Source organism: Actinobaculum suis (genome assembly GCF_900102025.1).
Taxonomy (GTDB): Bacteria; Actinomycetota; Actinomycetes; order Actinomycetales; family Actinomycetaceae; genus Actinobaculum; species Actinobaculum suis.
Genome location: NZ_FNAU01000006.1, coordinates 20810 through 39325, shown reverse-complemented (window position 1 = coordinate 39325; position 18516 = coordinate 20810). Strand labels below are relative to the sequence as shown.

The 18516-nt window shown below is 56.9% G+C and carries 12 protein-coding genes; 1 reads left to right on the top strand and 11 read right to left on the bottom strand.

Annotated elements, in window-relative coordinates:
• Position 1: 1 nt before the first annotated feature.
• The 7 genes from BLT47_RS04385 to uvrA all read right to left on the bottom strand — a co-directional run bounded on the left by BLT47_RS04385 (position 2) and on the right by uvrA (position 11389).
• Positions 2-1195 carry a phosphoglycerate kinase gene (locus BLT47_RS04385; RefSeq protein WP_065415293.1) on the bottom strand — a complete coding sequence of 398 codons (1194 nt, stop codon included), beginning with the start codon at positions 1193-1195 and terminating at the stop codon, positions 2-4.
• 91 nt (positions 1196-1286) lie between these two features.
• The gene (gene gap, locus BLT47_RS04380) at positions 1287-2300 is read right to left on the bottom strand and encodes a type I glyceraldehyde-3-phosphate dehydrogenase (protein ID WP_049619106.1); all 1014 of its coding nucleotides are present in this window, start codon (positions 2298-2300) and stop codon (positions 1287-1289) included.
• 321 nt (positions 2301-2621) lie between these two features.
• A complete protein-coding gene (whiA, locus tag BLT47_RS04375; protein WP_065415292.1) occupies positions 2622-3605 on the bottom strand; it encodes a DNA-binding protein WhiA in 984 nt (327 codons plus the stop codon).
• A 320-nt stretch (positions 3606-3925) separates the two neighbouring features.
• Complete coding sequence (locus BLT47_RS04370) at positions 3926-4882, bottom strand: gluconeogenesis factor YvcK family protein (protein WP_065415291.1); 957 nt, start codon at positions 4880-4882, stop codon at positions 3926-3928.
• Between the two features lie 352 nt (positions 4883-5234).
• Positions 5235-6170, bottom strand: a complete 936-nt coding sequence (gene rapZ / locus BLT47_RS04365) for an RNase adapter RapZ (RefSeq protein WP_082160180.1) — start codon at positions 6168-6170, stop codon at positions 5235-5237.
• Positions 6171-6199: 29 nt separating this feature from the next.
• A complete protein-coding gene (gene uvrC, locus BLT47_RS04360; protein ID WP_083330060.1) occupies positions 6200-8386 on the bottom strand; it encodes an excinuclease ABC subunit UvrC in 2187 nt (728 codons plus the stop codon).
• Between the two features lie 156 nt (positions 8387-8542).
• Complete coding sequence (gene uvrA, locus BLT47_RS04355; protein ID WP_074662085.1) at positions 8543-11389, bottom strand: excinuclease ABC subunit UvrA; 2847 nt, start codon at positions 11387-11389, stop codon at positions 8543-8545.
• A gap of 265 nt (positions 11390-11654) precedes the next feature.
• Here uvrA and BLT47_RS04350 point away from each other — a divergent pair, with 265 nt between their 5' ends.
• Positions 11655-12611: a bile acid:sodium symporter family protein gene (locus BLT47_RS04350; RefSeq protein WP_074662233.1), complete on the top strand. Its 957-nt coding sequence runs from the start codon at positions 11655-11657 to the stop codon at positions 12609-12611.
• 150 nt (positions 12612-12761) lie between these two features.
• Here the strand turns inward: BLT47_RS04350 and BLT47_RS04345 are convergent, their stop codons facing one another.
• The 4 genes from BLT47_RS04345 to coaE form a co-directional block, all read right to left on the bottom strand.
• Complete coding sequence (locus BLT47_RS04345; protein ID WP_083330059.1) at positions 12762-13802, bottom strand: TerC family protein; 1041 nt, start codon at positions 13800-13802, stop codon at positions 12762-12764.
• 263 nt (positions 13803-14065) lie between these two features.
• On the bottom strand, positions 14066-16144 hold the full coding sequence (uvrB, locus tag BLT47_RS04340; protein WP_074662080.1) for an excinuclease ABC subunit UvrB: 2079 nt from the start codon (positions 16142-16144) through the stop codon (positions 14066-14068).
• 319 nt (positions 16145-16463) lie between these two features.
• Positions 16464-17330 (bottom strand): D-hexose-6-phosphate mutarotase, encoded by an 867-nt coding sequence (locus BLT47_RS04335; protein ID WP_074662076.1) that lies wholly within the window; start codon positions 17328-17330, stop codon positions 16464-16466.
• A gap of 251 nt (positions 17331-17581) precedes the next feature.
• Positions 17582-18286, bottom strand: coding sequence for a dephospho-CoA kinase (gene coaE / locus BLT47_RS04330; RefSeq protein WP_049620368.1), 705 nt, complete (start codon positions 18284-18286; stop codon positions 17582-17584).
• Positions 18287-18516: the final 230 nt, after the last annotated feature.

Here is an 18516-nt window from a genome sequence, read left to right as displayed (position 1 = left end):
TTTAGTCCTCCAGAACAGCAATACCGGGCAGGGTCTTCCCCTCGAGGAATTCGAGAGAAGCGCCGCCGCCGGTCGAGATGTGGTTAAACTTGGATTCGTCGAAGCCGAGCGTACGCACGGCCGCGGCCGAATCGCCACCACCCACGATAGTGAAACCTTCGGCATCCTGCATGGCTTGCGCAACCGCGCGCGTACCCGCCGCGAAATCTTCTACTTCGAACACGCCCATCGGCCCGTTCCAAACCACTGTCTTCGAAGCAGCAATGGCTTCCGCGAACAGATCAGCAGTTTCCGGCCCGATATCCAAGCCAGCTTCGGTGGCGGGCATATCGTTGGCGGAAACAATCGAGGAAGGAACTCCCGCTTCCGGCTTTTCTGCCACTACTACATCGACTGGCAAGAGCAGCTCCACACCCTTAGCTGAAGCTTCCTCGATGTACTTGCGCGCAGTTTCCAGCTGGTCGTCTTCGCATAGCGAGCTACCGATTTCCAGGCCCTTGGCACGCAGGAAGGTAAAGGCCATGCCGCCGCCGATGAGCAGTTTGTCTGCCTTCTGCAGCAGGTTTTCGATAACGCCAATCTTGTCGGAAACCTTCGAACCGCCAAGCACTACGGTGTAGGGACGTTCCGGATTATCGGTGGCTTTGGAAAGCGAATCGATTTCCTTGAACACTAGTTCCCCGGCTGCGGAGGGCAACAGCTTGGCCACATCGTAGTCCGAGGCTTGCGCACGGTGTACGACGCCGAACCCATCGGATACGAAAACATCGGCCAAAGAAGCGTATTCCTTGGCAAGCTCTTCGCGTTCAGCTTCGACCTTCGAGGTTTCGCGCGGATCAAAACGTACGTTTTCGAGAAGGACCACATCGCCCGCGGCCATCGCATCCACCTTGGCGTGAGCATCTTCGCCCACCGTATCGGCGGCCAGCGTGACTTCCTTGCCGAGCAGTTCGCCCAGGCGCTTAGCTACCGGAGCTAGCGAAAAGTCCGGGTTGACCTTGCCCTTCGGGCGCCCCAGGTGAGCCATCACGATAACCTTGGCACCGGCTTCGAGCAACCGGTTGAGGGTCGGAAGGGCAGCGCGAATACGGCCATCATCCGTAATATTCTTTTCCGCGTCGAGCGGCACGTTAAAATCGGACCGTACCAGGACCTTCTTGCCGGCCAAATCGCCTAGCGAATCAATAGTTCTCATAAAATCTTCCTTTCAGCACAAGGTGCCCGTGCGCATGAACATCATACGCACGGGCACCTCCCTCATTCATTGCGTGGACTAGCCGATCTGACTACAGGCTCTTAGCAACGATATTGGTGAGCTTGAGCAGCGACACCGTGTAGCCGTACTCATTGTCATACCAGGAAACAACCTTGACGAGGTCACCCAGTACCTTAGTGAGCGAAGCATCGAAGATCGACTGGTGCGGATCGAGCACAATGTCGGTCGAAACAATCGGTTCTTCGGTGTAGGCCAGGGTGCCCTTCAGTTCACCTTCAGCAGCTTCCTTGACAGCAGCGTTGATTTCTTCCGCCGTGATGCCTTCCTTGGAGGTCTGGAAGGTGAGGTCCACGAGCGAGCCGGTGATGACGGGAACGCGCACGGCGTAGCCGTCGAACTTGCCCTTGAGCTCAGGAATTACCTTGGATACTGCCTGGGCAGCACCGGTGGTGGTCGGCACGATGTTCTGCGCGGCGGCGCGAGCACGGCGCAGATCCTTGTGCGGGGCATCCTGCAGGTTCTGATCCGCGGTGTAAGCGTGGATCGTAGTCATCAAACCCTTTTCAATGCCGAACTTCTCCTGGAGAACCTTGGCAAGCGGAGCCAAGCAGTTCGTGGTGCAGGAAGCATCGGAAATAAGGGTGTGCTTAGCAGCATCGTATTCGTCATCATTGACACCGATAACGAAAGTAGCGTCTTCATCCTTACCAGGAGCCGAAAGAACTACCTTCTTGGCGCCGGCTTCGATGTGCTTCTCCATACCTTCGCGGGTGCGGAAACGGCCGGTGGATTCGACAACAATGTCAACGCCGAGTTCCTTCCAAGGCAACTGTGCCGGATCCTTTTCGGCGAAAACCTTGATTTCCTTACCATCAACAGAGAAGCCATCTTCGGTGAGTTCGATGGTGCCCGGGAAGTGGCCGCCGACAGTGTCGTACTTGAGAAGATGCGCAAGCGTCTTAACGTCGGTCAGGTCGTTAACTGCGACGATCTCAAAGTTGAGATCCAAGTCTTCCTTCTCCACGGCGCGAACGAATGCACGGCCAATGCGACCAAAACCGTTAATAGCAACGCGTACAGTCACTTAGTTTTCCTCCTCACGCGCTTTTAGCGCGTTCTATGGTTCCCGCGGATTTGCGGGGTAGGGACGGGAGATTTCCCGTATCCACTAGTAATTTTACAGGCTTGCGCGGGAAGAACGCAGGAGTCGGGAAAGAAGGCGTGCGACGTTGGGCACAAAGCCCACTGGAACATACTTATTTAGCGCCTAAAGTCCTGTTTTTTCGGGCGGCGAAGCAGGGTTTTCCGCGGTTCCCCAAGGTTCTTTAGGCGCAGGTAAAGCCAGCTTTCTGGGAGCTTTAAATAGCCAGTTTTCCAGGGGCTTAAAGGGCTGGCTTTCCGGATTTTAAATATCCGTATGCCCGGCCGCCCGCGCGTGGTCGAGCGTAGTGGGTACGTTCAGTTCTTCGGCCCGTTTATCAGCCAGGGCGTTGAGCCGCCGGAGCCGCCCGGCCACGGCGTCTTTGGTGGCCGGCGGATCGAGGCGTTCGCCGAGCATCGCCAAAGAATCACTCGGGAAGGCCACGCGGGCTTCCCCGGCTTCGCGCAGGTTTGCTGGAATATCATCGCCCAGGATTTCGAAGGCGCGTTGCACGCGCAGTACGGCAATCACGGCCGCGTTGGCGCTGCGGCGCATATTAGCGTCGTCGAAATTCGCGAGCCGATTCACGGTGCCTTGTACTTCCTTCTTGACGCGTAATTCTTCCCAGTGGATAACGGCATCGTTGGCACCCATGCGGGCCAGCATGTCAGAAATTGCTTCCCCACCGCGTATATCTACCCTTTGGGCGCCGCGTGCTTCACGTACCCGGTACTGAATATCGAGCCGGCGGGCTAACCCTCCTAGCCCGTAGGCGGCTTCCAGTTGCGGGCATACTACTTCCAAGGAAGCATTGCGCCCCGGCTCCATGAGTGAACCGCGCGCCAGGAAAGCTCCCCGCCATGCCGCGGCCGCATCGGCTTTCGTACCGCCCACGATAAAAGTGGCAATACCGGCGGTGGGGCGGCCACGTGAATCCAAAAGCCCGAGTTTGTGGGCGAACCTCTCGCGGGGGTCGGCTACCAAGATCCGGTAGCGCAGCCCTTGTTTCATTTGCGAGGATACCTGCGCCACCGCCGAATCTGCGCCGAGCACCTGTTCGAGGAGCGCGCAGAGGCGGCGCGCGCTGAGTTCATGGCCAAGTTCGCACATCAGGGCCAGGCGGGAATCCCGTACCACCAGTCCCCCGCCGAAGCGGAACATCGCCGAAATTTCGGCGATCGCAGCGGCCCGCGAGGTGGGTTTCACTTTCGCGAGTTCCTCTTTGACTGGCACGGTTAAAGCGGGCAATGCGTATCCTTCTCTTTCTCTACTGCGGGCAATAATAAAACAATCGGTGCACCCAGTGAATGCAGTGATTACCTAAAAACAGGTACTATCGCACCGCGAAATGGCGGGGCACGAAAAAATACCCTAGCGCATCGTGGCGCGGCGTGTCTGTGCCCTCCAGCCTCGTGCGAAAGCCATTTCGTGCAGTAAAATGGTTCGCCATCTCTTACTCAATATCCCTTGCGGCCTTCATGATTCCCTTGCGGCCCGCAGGAAGCCCGTATACGCCCGCAGGAAGCGCGTATGCGCCCGCTGGAAGCCCGAACGAAGCCTGCATGAGCCTATTCGATATCGCCCATGAGGCCTTCGAAAGCGTCCCGGTAAGCAGCAGCAAGGCGCAAAGAATCGTGGCGGAAAGGATGTTCGCGCATCCGCACCTGGCGGAGCATGAGCGTGGCTCCGGTAAGGCTGGCCGCTTCATACACGGCATCCAGATCGTCGATGGCCCGCGGGTCGGCAATAATCACGTCCAGCCGCAAGTCGGGGGCGTGTTCGTGGAATGAGCGCACGTGATCGGCCGGGCTCATCCCCAGGGTTTCGCGTTCCGTACCCAAGTTGAGTGCCATAACCCGCCGTGCTTTCGTGCGGACGAGCGCTTCGTGCAGATCTGGCACCAATAGGTGGGGAATTACCGAGGTGTACCAAGAGCCGGGGCCAAATACTACCCAATCAGCCGCATCAATTGCTTCTAGGGCTTCTGGTTGGGCCGGCGGATTTTCCGGAATCAGATTTACGTGTTTGACCCGGCCGCGCGCCGTAGCTACCTCTACCTGGCCGCGATATTGACGAATTTCGCCATCTTCTTCCACTTTCGCTTCAATATCGAGCGGGATGGGGGCCATCGGCACCACGCGGCCTTTAATCCGTAGGAGCTGGCCTACCCAGTCCAGGCCGCGCATGGTATCCCCGAGTTGTTCCCACATGGCCAAAATGAGTAGGTTGCCGAGGGCGTGACCACTCAAAGGCCCATCGGATTGGAAGCGGTGTTGTAACACATCGCGCCAAGTTTGGCCCCATTCGCCATCATCGCACAGTGCGGAAAGAGCTTGGCGTAAATCCCCGGGTGGGATCACATCGAATTCTTTTCGCAACCGGCCGGAGCTACCGCCGTCGTCGGCAACTGTGACTACCGCGGTAATCCGTCTGGTAATTAGCCGTAATGCGGAAAGCGTGGCGGCCAGCCCATGCCCGCCACCAAGCGCCACCACTTTGGGCCCCCGACTTCCCCTTTCCATCATGCGCCTCGATCCCTCATTTTTATGCTGTACTCTGCGGCTTCTGTAATGCTGTACAGCGGTGCTACTGCCTGGTTTGGTTCCTGCTAGGTTCCGGTTCCGTTCCTGCTAGGTTCCGGTTCCGTTCCTGCTAGGTTCCGGTTCCGTTCCTGCTAGGTTCCTGCACTCCCACCGCGCCGATGTTTCCGGACTACCTGGGTGTGACTGCATTGTGGTCCTACTGTACAGCGGTGTGCTTCGTTTCTAGTTCGTGATCTTAGCGCGTGGCACTTAGCGCGTGGGTTTAGGGCAGTGGGTGTGGCTTTAGGGCCGTGGATTTAGTACTTCGGCGTGGGTTTAGTTTGGTGGAAGTTGGTTATTCGCGTCCTAAATCGCGGTGGATGGTACGTACGGATTGCCCGGCTTGGCGCAGCTTTTCAGAAATTGCCCCGGCGATCGCTACGGAACGGTGTTTACCGCCCGTACACCCGATCGCGATCGTGGTATACGGTTTCAGTTCGCGCGAGTATCCGGCCAGAATGCCAATCAAGAGTTCGGAATACTTGTCCACAAATTCTTGGGCGCCGGCCTGTTCCAGTACGAAATCTGCTACCGGTTTATCGTGCCCGGTAAGGTGCCGCAGCTCGGAAACCCAGTACGGGTTGGGGAGGAAACGGACGTCTGCCACATTATCGGCGTCCATGGGCAGACCGTATTTGAAACCGAAAGACATCACGGTTATGCGCACATTGTCTTGCGTTCCATCCCCCACGAGGGAACGGATTTTCCGGGCAAGATCGTGGACGGAAAGCCCGGTGGTATCAATTACGGAATCGGCCCGGTTACGCAGGTCTGTAAGCAGTTTGCGTTCCTTGCGAATACCGTCCAGCAAACGTCCGTGTGGTTCGAGTGGGTGCGGGCGGCGCACCGCCTCAAAACGCTGGATAAGTTCATCATTAGAGGCGTCCAAGAAAATGATCCGGTAGTCCACCCCGGATTTGCGTACAACGTCAAGTTGGCCCACTAGTTCAGCGAAGAATTCGCGCGAACGCACATCGACGACGACGGCAAGCCGCTGCACTCCCCCATCTGGAGACATCAAACCCACCATGGCTTTGAGGAGCCGCGGCGGTAAATTATCGACGACGTACCAGCCCAAGTCTTCCAGCGTGTTGGCAGCGCGGGTACGCCCGGCCCCGGACATTCCGGTAACCACAATAATTTCAGGCACCTGTGCGGGTGGCAGATGGGCCTGTGCATCTGCCTGCGGCACCACCTTCGGGATGCGCGAAGTATCATTGATATCGCTCATATTCACCATCATGCCATAGTCGCGGGAGGTTACGCGGATGCGCACTCCGAGTTAGCGGAGATAGTGGCGCCGTCCGTGGCGGTCGCTGACGTTTCGGTGGTGGTTCCGGCTGGTGTTCCGTCCGCATCGGCAGTGCCCTCCGTTCCGGCAGCGCCCTTCGTGGCGCCGTGCGCAGTGCTGCCTGTGGCGTCGGCCGTTTCGGCGGTGCCGAAGAAATCTGTGATTTCGCGGGCAAGTTTGGGGCCGACGCCGGGAACTTGCTGTAGTTCTTCTGTGGAGGCGGCGCGGATACGTTTTACCGAGCCGAGTTTTTTGAGCAACGCTTTTTGTTTAGCGGGGCCGAGCCCGGGGATCTCGTCGAGTACCGAACGGGTCATGGCTTGGCCGCGCCGCTTGCGGTGGAAAGTAATCGCAAACCGGTGCGATTCATCGCGCACCTGTTGCAAGAGCCGCAAAGCGGCGGAATTGCGCGGAAAAATCACCGGGTATTCCTCGCCTGGCACCCATACTTCTTCGAGGCGTTTAGCCAGGCCGATCACCGCTACATCGGCGTCGAATTCGTCTACTACGCGTTGCACGGCATTGACTTGTGGCAGGCCGCCATCGACTACGAAGAGGTCTGGTTTATAGGCAAAACGGCGGGCCGGTGCGGCTCCGGTAGCATCCGCGGGGGTAGCCTCTAGGGTGGCCGGCGTGGCATCTTCTTCCCCACCGGCATCGTCACCATAGGCACCTTCTTGGAGGCGGCGGAGGCGGCGTCGCAAAACTTCATCCATCGCCGCGGTATCATCGGGCACGCCCTGACCATCCGGGCCTTTCACAATAAAGTGCCGGTAATCAGCGGTTTTCTTCAAGCCGTCTTCGAATACGACCATGGAACCTACCTGTTGATGGCCCTGGGTATGCGAAATGTCGTAACCTTCGATCCGCAGGGGCGCGCGCGGCAGATCCAATCCTTCGCGCAGTTCTTCCAAGGCTTGGGAACGCACCGTAATATCGGCGGCGCGCGCGAGCTTATTGCGATCGAAAGCTTGCTTCGCATTGGCGTGCACGGTAGCGGCAAGCTGCGCTTTTTGACCGCGTTGAGGGCGTTTCAAATGCACTGGCCCACCGCGGCGCTCGGCCAACCAGCGTTCGATTTCCGATTTATCGGTCGGAAACACGGGCACCCAAATTTCGGAAGGTATCGCACCGGCCGGAGTATGGTCGCGGTCATCTACCGCCTTCGGTGCTTCTACCCGGCGGTTACTTTGCGTTCCCACCCCACGGTACCGGTCATATTCGGGATCCCCATATACGTGGAGCAGTAACTGGCTAATTACTTCCGCGGGGTCCGTCCCGTCCGTTTCGGTAATCCAGCCGCGTTGGCCGCGAATGCGCCCACCCCGGATATAGAAAATCTGTACGGAAGCATCAATTTCATCCGCTTCCAAACCGATAACGTCGGCATTCAGATTGCCGTTAAAAACTACTACGTTACGTTCGGTAGCCGCCTGCAAAGCCTGAATTTCGTCGCGCAAACGGGCGGCCTTTTCATATTCGAGGGACGCGGCAGCTTCTCGCATTTCCTGTGTTTTTTCGCGGATGAGGGCTTGCCCATCCGAATCCATAAACGCAATAAAAGCTTCGGCAGCTTTCCGGTTTTCTTCCTTCGAAACCAGGCCGGCACACGCCCCGTTACACAGGCCAAGATGGGTGTTAAAACATGGCCGGCCGGTGCGTTGCCCCCGCCGAAAATCCGCGTCTGTACACGAACGCATATGGAAAATTGGGAGCAGAGAATCCAGCGTTTTTCGGATTGCCCACACTTTCGTGTAGGGCCCGAAATATACGTTTCCTTTTCTGTGTTTCTGCCGGGTGATATAGGCACGCGGATATTCATCCGCCATCGAAACCGCCACGTATGGGTAGGACTTATTGTCCCGAAACATTACGTTGAAGGGCGGCTCGAACTGTTTGATCCACGTATATTCGAGGGTGAGGGCTTCCACTTCCGAGCCGACTACCACCCACACCACGCGGGTGGCGGTAAAGACCATTTTCCGGATGCGCGGAATTAGGTTTTCCGGCGGTTGGAAATAGTTTTGCAGGCGGTTGCGCAGGTTTTTGGCTTTGCCTACGTAGAGGACGCGGCCTTCGCCGTCGAGAAACCGGTAAACCCCCGGATCCGTGGGAATGTCCGCGGTGCGGGGCCGATAGCTCTGTGGATCAGCCACTTTTCTCCTCTCCTCCGTACGTACCTGGCCAGATTCCTGTTTGCCGAGCTCAGATAGCCTTGCCCAGCTCAGATAGCCTTGCTTAGCCTAGATGTCCTTCCGCCCAGCTTAGACGCCCTTTTTGCCTAGCCTAGGCGCCTTCCGCCCGGGTGAGGCTTACTGGGGCGTATTAGCTAGCAGTTTCGCCAAGTATTGCCCGGTATAAGATTCCGGAACTTGCGCCACCTGTTCCGGGGTGCCGGTGGCGACGACGGTTCCGCCACCCGCTCCGCCGTCGGGGCCGAGGTCAATCACCCAGTCTGCGGATTTGATGACGTCCAGATTGTGTTCAATCACAATCACGGTATTACCTTGGTCCACCAGGCCTTGCAATACCAGTAATAGTTTGCGGACGTCTTCGAAATGCAAACCGGTGGTCGGCTCGTCCAAAATGTACACGGTTTTTCCGCGATTGCGCCGGTGCAGTTCCGAAGCTAGTTTCACGCGTTGAGCTTCGCCACCAGAAAGCGTGGTGGCGCTTTGCCCGAGCCGCACATATCCCAGACCCACTCGTTCCAAGGTCGCCAAATAGCGGGTGATGCGCTGGATGGGGTCGAAGAACTCGAGGGCTTCACTAATCGTCATATCGAGAACTTCTGCCACATTTTTGCCCTTGTAGTGCACTTCCAGGGTTTCCCGGTTGTAGCGGGCCCCGTGGCACACTTCGCACGGCACATAAACATCCGGCAAGAAATTCATCTCGATTTTAATCGTGCCATCGCCCTTGCAAGCCTCACACCGGCCCCCTTTCACGTTGAAGGAGAACCGGCCGGCTTTATAGCCGCGAACTTTCGCTTCCTGGGTTTGCGCGAATAGTTCCCGCACCCGATCCCACACCCCGGTATAGGTGGCCGGGTTCGACCGCGGACTGCGCCCGATTGGCGACTGGTCCACATGCACTACTTTTTCGAGCTCATCTATCCCGGTAACAGACGTGTGTTTACCGATCACGCCATGCGCGCGATTCAACTGGTTCGCCAAAGACTGGTAAAGGATCTGGTTGACGAGAGTAGATTTACCAGAACCAGATACTCCGGTAACCGCGATAAAAGTGCCGATCGGGAATTTCACGGTGATATTGCGTAGGTTATTTTCCCGCGCCCCTTTCACCACAATTTGCCGTTTCGGATCACTGGGCCGCCGTTTTTGGGGTACCGCGATCTGGCGCCGGCCGGCTAGATAGTCCCCGGTGATCGAATTCGGAGCTTCCAAAATTCCGGCTACCGGCCCCGCATAGACTACGTTGCCGCCCTTTTCCCCGGCTCCCGGGCCAATATCGATAAGCCAATCGGCACTGCGGATCGTATCTTCATCGTGTTCTACCACGAGCAGGGTGTTTCCCAGATCGCGGAGCTTACACAAGGTGGCGAGCAAACGGTCATTGTCTTTTTGGTGCAAACCAATTGAGGGTTCGTCGAGTACGTAGAGCACACCTACCAGCCCGGAACCGATTTGCGTGGCGAGACGAATACGTTGTGCTTCCCCGCCAGAAAGCGTGGCTGCACCGCGTGCCAAAGTTAGATAGGAAAGGCCAACATCTACCAAAAAGCCCAGCCGAACCTGCACTTCACGCAGCACTTGCGCGGCAATTTTTGCTTGGAAAGCATCGAGTTTGACGTTATCGAGATAGTCTTTCGCATCCGCAATGGAAAGCGAACACAATTCGTAAATATTGAGCTCACCAATACGCACGGCCAGCACTTCTGGTTTGAGCCGTGCACCTTTACACACGGCGCAGGTCACTTCCCGCATATATCCTTCGTAGCGGTTGCGAGTCCAATCCGATTCGGTTTCGCTGTGCTTGCGTTTCACATACCGGCGTACGCCTTCAAAGCCAGTGGAGTATTCGCGCATCCTCCCCCAGCGGTTCCGGTATTTCACTTGGACTTTAAAGTTCGAACCGTCGAGGAGCGCATTTTTTGCTTTTCGGGGTAGCTTTTGCCAGGGGGTATCGACGTCGAACCCGAGTTCTTCTCCGAGTGATTCCATTTGCCGGGTGAAGAAATCTTGGTGGGGCGTCCACGGAGCGATGGCGCCTTCCCGTAAAGTTTTGGTGACGTCTGGTACTACGAGGTCTTCCGCGACTTGCAGTTTGCTTCCGATCCCGTCGCATTCCGGGCAGGCACCGTAGGGTGCGTTGAAGGAGAAGGTGCGGGGTTCGATTTCTTCCAGTACGAGTTCGTGCCCGTTGGGGCAGGAACGTTTCTCCGAAAAACGGCGCATATGGCGCGGATCAGATTCTTCCACGTCCACAAACACCACGAACATCACTCCACCGGATAATCCGAGTGCTTGTTCTACGGAATCGGTGAGCCGGGTCCGAATACCTTCCCGCACCGCCAAGCGATCGACGACGACGTCGATATCATGGCGAAGTTTTTTATCCAGCTTGGGCGGGTTATCAAGGCGGACATCCTCCGAATCAATACGGGCGCGCGTATAGCCGGCCTGGGCGAGCTCTTCCAGTACGTCCGCATATTCTCCCTTGCGCCCACGCACTACCGGCGCGAGGACCATAAACCGGGTCCCATCCGGGTATTCAAGCAGGGAGTTCACGATTTGTTCAGCCGATTGGGCCCGGATCCGTTCCCCGCATTCCGGGCAGTATTGCACGCCCGCGCGCGCAAAAAGCAAACGCAGATAGTCATATACTTCGGTAACGGTACCGACCGTGGAACGCGGATTGCGGTTCGTGGACTTCTGATCAATCGCAACCGCCGGAGATAGCCCTTCAATAAGATCCACATCCGGCTTATCCATTTGCCCGAGGAACATGCGCGCATAGGAACTCAAAGATTCCACGTAGCGGCGCTGACCTTCCGCAAAAATCGTGTCAAAAGCGAGAGAAGATTTGCCGGAACCGGAAAGGCCCGTGCAGACAACGAGGCCATTGCGTGGAATATCAATCGTGATATTGCGAAGATTATTTTCGCGGGCACCCTGTACATGGATAACGTCACTCACCTGGCCAATCCTACCGTATGGAACAAATGTTCGAAAGTAGCGAGAGAAGTGTTTCACCGGCGGCGGCTAGGAACCGGCCTCGCCAGAAACCTGCCGCCGCTGCGCACCAACTGCCTCCAGAAACCTGCGGGCATGGTTTGGCACCCGAGACACAGCTTGGCATGCAATTAGAAGGGCCGCATGTCTTAACCGCCCGGATGTGGGCGGAGAGGCAAACGGTTACGGTAAGAAACCGCGCTGCACGCTGGTAATGTTGCTAAGCGTTATGAAGAGACTTCTAAGGTGGCGGCCAGATCCGCTAGTAACCGGTATTTTGGTAGCTTTGGTAGCCGGCTTGCTTATTCATGCGCCTGCCGGGCCCCGCCACGTCTTGGAAATTGTGGGCGACCTGGCCGTTGCCACGGTGTTCTTCGTGTATGGAATGCGGTTGCGAACTAGCGATGTGCTACGCGGTTTACGCAATGTACGCCTACACGGTTTGGTGCTTATTTCGACCTATGTGTTCTTTCCGCTCGTCGGTTTTGGGTTGGGGCACCTCACCGCACCTTTCTTGGGCGAAGGTTTCGCGCTCGGTTTTCTCTATCTTTCGCTTCTGCCTTCCACGATCCAGTCCTCCGTAACCATGGTGTCCATCGCCCGCGGAAATGTGGCGGCAGCCGTCACCTCTGCCACGATCTCAAATATTTTGGGCATGTTCCTCACGCCTCTGCTCGTGATGCTCTTCCTGGATGTGGGTGGGGCTAGCGGCGGCGGTCTTACCTCCGTGCTCCTCAAGCTGCTTTTGCCGTTCATACTCGGGCAATGCCTACAACCATTCGTCGGTAATTTTTGGCGCGCCCACCCCAAGCTAGTACGCACGGTAGATAACACCTCGATTATCCTCATCGTCTTTTCTTCCGTTCTCAACGCCACCGCAGAAGGCGCGTGGAAGGGAGTCACCCTGGGGACGATCGTGGTACTCAGCCTGCTGTGTTGCGTGATGCTCGCGGTCATGCTCGGCCTTACCTGGTGGACTGCGGGCCTGGCAAAACTATCGACCGAAGATCGCATAGTGGTGCTCATGTGCGGATCGAAAAAATCCTTGGCCACCGGGCTACCCATGGCCAAAGCTATTTTCCCCGGGCCCATCGTTGCCCCGCTGACGGTACCCGTCGTCGTCTTCCACCAGCTCCAAATCCTGGTATGCGCAATCATTGCCCGCCGGCTCGCTAAACGGCCATAAAACCACCATATAAACGCAACGGGCACATCACGCCTCCTAGAAACTGCAGCTGCCCGGCCAACGAAAGCGCCGCCTCGGCCTTGCAACCCAGGCGGCGCCTCGCGTAAAGAGCATCGCGTTTAGAGGCTCATAAAGCCCGAAACCTCACGGCTAGCTTTCCGTAGCTTCGTCTTCTTCTTCAGCTGCTTGTTGGCGAGCTAGCTTTCGGGATCTGACTACCGAAGCCACCACGGTAATAAGCAGGATCACGAGGATCAAAATGAGCGAACCAGCCGGCGAAGGGGCCGGAATAAACTCCAACATGCCATACGTATGGAAAGCTTCCAGGAAGAGCTTCAAGCCAATAAAGCCGAGGATTGCGGCTAATCCATAATGCAGGTAGACGAGCCGTTCCAGCAGGCCGTCAATGAGGAAGAAGAGTTGCCGCAGGCCCATTAGCGCAAAAGCGTTAGCCGCGAAAATAATGTAGGGCTCTTGGGTTACTCCGAAGGAAGCGGGAATGGAATCCAAAGCGAACATGAAATCAGCGGCGCCAATCGCCACGATGCACAACAGGTAGGGCGTTAGATGCCGCTTACCATTAATGCGAACGATGGCATGATCTCCGTGGTATTCATTGGTAACCGGGAAGATCTTGCGAGTGATGCGCACCAGCACGTTTTCTTTATATTCCTCGTTTTCATCCCCGGCGATCCCCTGCCGGGCTTGCCCGATAGCCGTGTAGATCAGGAAGGCTCCGAACAAGAAGAACACCCAGGCGAAGCGGGAAACGATAGCGGCTCCCAGCAAAATAAAGACGAGCCGCAACACGAGGGCAATGATGATTCCCCAGAACAGTACTTTTTGTTGCAGTACACGCGGCACCGCAAAGGACGCCATAATAATGATGAAGACGAAAATATTGTCCATGGACAAAGATTCTTCGAGCGCGTAGGCGGAGAAGTACTCCATCGCGAAGCCGCCTCCGTGCTGCAACCACACGTAGAAGCCAAACAGTATGGCCACGGAAACGTAGAACGCGAACCACTTTGCCGATTCTTTCATCGTCGGCTCATGTGGTTTGCGGATATGCCCCATCAGGTCAAAGGCAAGTAGACCGCACACGAGCACTGAGAGCACGATCCATTCCCACGGGTGGACCACCATATCCGGGGCCTCGGTAGCAACGGTCGTAGCAATATGAGAGATCACTATGAATCCTCCGGTAGAGCTTGAGCTAAATGAACCGAAGGTCTCCTTCCACCAATCCCGACTTTCTTTGGGTATGCCCCTTACCGGGCCTCACCTGGCGAAATGTGCGGTGCGGTCTCGGTCCGGGCGCAAGCGTGATCCGGCATGATCTAGCTAGCGCCGTGATGACGAACCGATATTTCCTGGAAGTACTCCCCTCCCGGCGCACCACCTTACCCGAAAGGCCTACACACATGCCCGCACCGAAAATGCTAATTAGCTCTCTATTTTTGCGCCTGTTCGGCGTGCCAGAGTTCTGATTTGAGATCTTTAATTTCGTCCCGGTAGCGGGCGGCGAGTTCGAACTGTAATTGTTCAGCCGCCGCATGCATTTGCAAACTCAGTTCGTTGATCATTTCCCGCAACTGCCCCGCGCCCTCGGCCCGCGCGATTTCTCGGGCGGGGGCACGCCCCTTCGCGTATTCGGGTTCGGTGCGATATCCACCGGCCAGGAGCGTTTCGGTATCTACGTCCTCGCGGGCGAGCATATCGGTCACATCGGAAATCTTCTTGCGCAAAGGTTGCGGATCGATCCCGTGTTCTTTGTTGTAAGCGATTTGCTTTTCGCGGCGCCGGTTAGTTTCTTCGATCGCTTCTTGCATATTCGGCGTGATCGTATCGGCGTACATGTGGACCTCGCCCGAAACATTGCGGGCCGCCCGGCCGATGGTTTGAATCAACGACGTCGTTGACCGCAAGAAGCCCTGTTTATCGGCGTCGAGAATCGCAACCAAGGAAACTTCGGGCAAATCCAAACCTTCACGCAAAAGATTAATACCTACCAGTACATCAAATTCGCCCAACCGCAACTGCCGCAGCAACTCCACGCGGCGCAAAGTATCCACATCAGAATGCAAATACTCCACCCGCACATCCCGTTCCGACAGGTAATCGGTAAGGTCTTCCGCCATTTTCTTGGTCAAAGTGGTAACCAGCACGCGTTCCTGTTTCGCGGCCCGCACGCGGATTTCTTCGAGCAAATCGTCGATTTGCCCTTCCGTTGGTTTGACTCGGATGAGCGGATCTACCAAACCGGTGGGGCGAATAATCTGTTCCACGTAACCATCGGAACGTTCCAGTTCATATTTGCCAGGAGTCGCAGAAAGATAGACGGTTTGTCCGATGCGTTCCTGGAACTCCTCCCACTTGAGCGGCCGGTTATCCATGGCAGAAGGCAGGCGGAAACCGTATTCCACCAGGGTGCGTTTACGGGACATATCCCCTTCATACATCGCCCCAATTTGGGGGACGGTAACATGCGATTCGTCGATAATAAGCAGAAAATCGTCCGGGAAATAGTCCAGCAAAGTATTTGGAGGAGTGCCCGGCCCGCGCCCATCAATATGCCGCGAATAGTTCTCAATTCCAGAACAGGTGCCGATATTGCGCATCATTTCGAGATCGTAAGTAGTGCGCATCTCCAGCCTTTGCGCCTCTAGAAGTTTATTTTGCGACTTGAGCTCGGCGAGCCGTTCCTCTAGTTCCGCCTCTATGGAAGCGATAGCGCGTTCCATTCTTTCCGGCCCGGCCACATAGTGCGAAGCGGGGAAAATATGGGCGGTGTCGGTATCGGCGATCTTATTACCGGTGAGCGGATGTAAAGTGGAGATCGCGTCGATTTCGTCGCCAAAGAACTCGATCCGAATTGCTAGTTCTTCGTAGACGGGAATGATTTCCACGGTATCGCCCCGCACCCGGAAAGTACCGCGCGTGAACTCGATATCATTGCGCGTATATTGCATGCCGACGAAGAGCTTCAGCAACTCATCGCGGTCGATCCTATCCCCCACACGCAATTGCACCATGCGGTCTACATATTCTTGCGGGGTACCCAAGCCATAAATACAAGAAACGGAAGCTACTACTACCGTATCGCGGCGCGTGAGCAGCGAATTGGTTGCCGAATGCCGCAGACGTTCCACTTCATCGTTAATCGAAGAATCCTTTTCGATAAAAGTATCGGTTTGCGGAACGTAGGCTTCAGGTTGGTAATAGTCATAGTAGGAAACAAAGTATTCAACGGCATTATTGGGCAGTAGCTCCCGAAATTCGGCTGCCATTTGCGCCGCCAAAGTCTTATTCGGCTCCATAATGAGCGTGGGCCGCTGTAACTTTTCCACTAGCCAAGCGGCAGTCGCAGATTTACCGGTGCCGGTAGCCCCAAGGAGCACCACGTCCTTTTCTCCGTTATTGATCCTCTCCGCCAGCTCCGCAATAGCGTGGGGCTGATCGCCCGAAGGCGTGTAGTCGGAGATAACCTCGAAGGGTTTTTCTGCGCGTTCGATACGAGTATCAACTGCCATGCCTACCATCGTACCCGTGTTCGAAGCATGCCGGTACGGCCCGCGATTCCCTGCCCCGAGAGTAGCGGTGAGTAACCCCCGGGGCAAGGATCGCCAAGTAGCGTGCAAGGTGCCTTGTCGCGCGCAAAGTGCCGGGTAGCGCGCAGATATCAAGCTGGTCAGGCAAAGTGCCAAGTAGCGCGCAGCTTAAGGTGCGGATGCAAAACCTCATCTTGGCGTGCGCGTGTGGCGCTTTATTTTGATAGACACATGCGAGTGCGCGCGGTGCGGAGCAGGTGAGCTGTGCCAAGCGCGGTGAGTCGCGTACGACGCCGTTGTTTTAGGCCGCGCGAACCTCGGCGCGCAAGCTCAGGCTGGCTGCCTCACCCGGGTTGATAACCGGCGCGAAATCCCGCACTCGCGTGGCTTCTACGCAGATGAACTTCTGCCAATCATCGTCTTTGAAATCGGCGTTTGACTGCGCTCCGGAAACCCCCGGATTCCACACCACTGCCTGCACCGATTCGGGAGAGCTGAGCACAATATCGCGGCTGTTACCGGCGTCGTGAATAACAATTTCGGCCGGGAAGGTGTAGAACCGGTCTACGGTTTGCCCGGTGAGCGGTTCTAGCGGCCCGGAAATCTCCGCGTTATCGCGCAGGCGGTCCACGCCGCCCCCTTCAATACCGGCGACCGTAACCGCTTGCGCATCGACTTCCCAATAAGCATGCAAAGCCATTTCCGGCTGTACCTCGCGCGTGGAAACATTCGTGACTGTGAAAGTGACTTCGAGGGACGCGCCCAACTTGATCCGCAATGCGCATTCCAGCTCCGCGCCGTGCGGGCCATAAGCTTCACTCGCGGGCAGCCGCAGTTCCAATTCGACTTCCCCTCCGGTTTCGTGGACTTCCGCAAGTTCCCATTCGTGGGTGCGAGCCCAGCCATGCAAACCCGCCTCTGCCGGGCCGAACCACGGAGTGATGACCGGAATGCCGCCGCGAATCGGCGTGCCGAGCGCAAAGTTCGAGGCTTCCGAAAGGAAAATTGCCGACTTTTGACCGGCCGGAGCCCACTGCGCGATATGCGCGCCCATACGGTATACGAGTGCCGAAACCGCTGGGGTTGCGATTTTAATGGCCTGCAGTCCGTTGTATTCCACCAGTTCGACGCCGTTGGCCGGGGATCCTGCCCAGGGAATTTCGCTCATCTTGGTCTCCTTTGAATCACTATTAGAGCTGAGCGTGCATGCCTGCCGAAATAGAGCTCTCTGCATGCGGAACACACTCTCCGCGTTTCACGGAGGAAAGTATTCTCCGCGCTTCGTGCGGAAAGTATTTTCCGCGCTTCGTGCGGAAAGTATTTTCCACGCCCGCCGAGAGCTTTCTCCGCAATTGGTTAGAACGCGGCCGGGGCGAGGCACACCACCAGATCAGTTTACGTGCGGAAACGCACGTTTCCTTAGGTCAAACGGGGGCGACTTTGGGGGTGGTTTTGATCTTCCCAGAGCCAGGCGGGCCCGCACTGGGCTAGTACTTCGCGTAACTGCACCGCTGTGCCGGCATTATTCACCTCAATGTGAGAGTCATTACGCCGCTCGGTATCACTCATTTGGGTTTTTATGCGCCGCCGTGCTTCTGCCGGTGCTACTCCCCTCCCGGCAAGCCGGGTAATGCGCGCCGCGGGTGGCGCGGTAACGAGGAGCACGGCGTCTACGTCCTTTTGCCAGCCCACTTCGAATAAGAGGGCGACGTCGAATATCACGAATTGTTCCGGCCTGGCACTGTCCATAATCTCGTGGGCACGGCGGCGGATCGCCGGATGCATGATGGCATTGAGCTGGTGGCGGGCCTGCGGATTGGAAAACACTATTTGGGCCAGTTGCGGCCGGCTGATTTCCCCGCCGGGGCCACTAATTTCGGGGCCGAAGGTTGCCACTAGTTCCGCGCTAAGTGGTGAACCGGGTGCTTGTAACTCATGGGCGATAGCATCTGCATCGGCCACGATGGTATTGCCGTGGAGCTGGGCAAGTAACTGGGTGACCGTGGATTTGCCGGTACCAATGCCGCCGGTTACGCCGAGCCGCAAAGCCCTGCCGGCAGGATGGGCAATATCGCGGAGTTTGCGGGCGTGGGCTGGGCCGGCAGTAAAAACTTTAGCGCTCATAGTTGTAGATTAGCGCGCGAGCTTGGTACGAGGCGCGAAGGGCAAAAGGATAGGGACCAAAGCGCTAAGGGCCAGGTGCGAAGGGTAAAGCACGAGAAGCCGGGCTCTCGGACCGAGGGGCCAGAGCCCCGGGCGCGCGGCGCGCGGCCCTGGGCGTGGCAAGCAAAATTCGGTATGGCAGGCAAAAGCGGGGCGGTAGGTGCTAGAAGTTTTAGCACCTACCGCCCCGC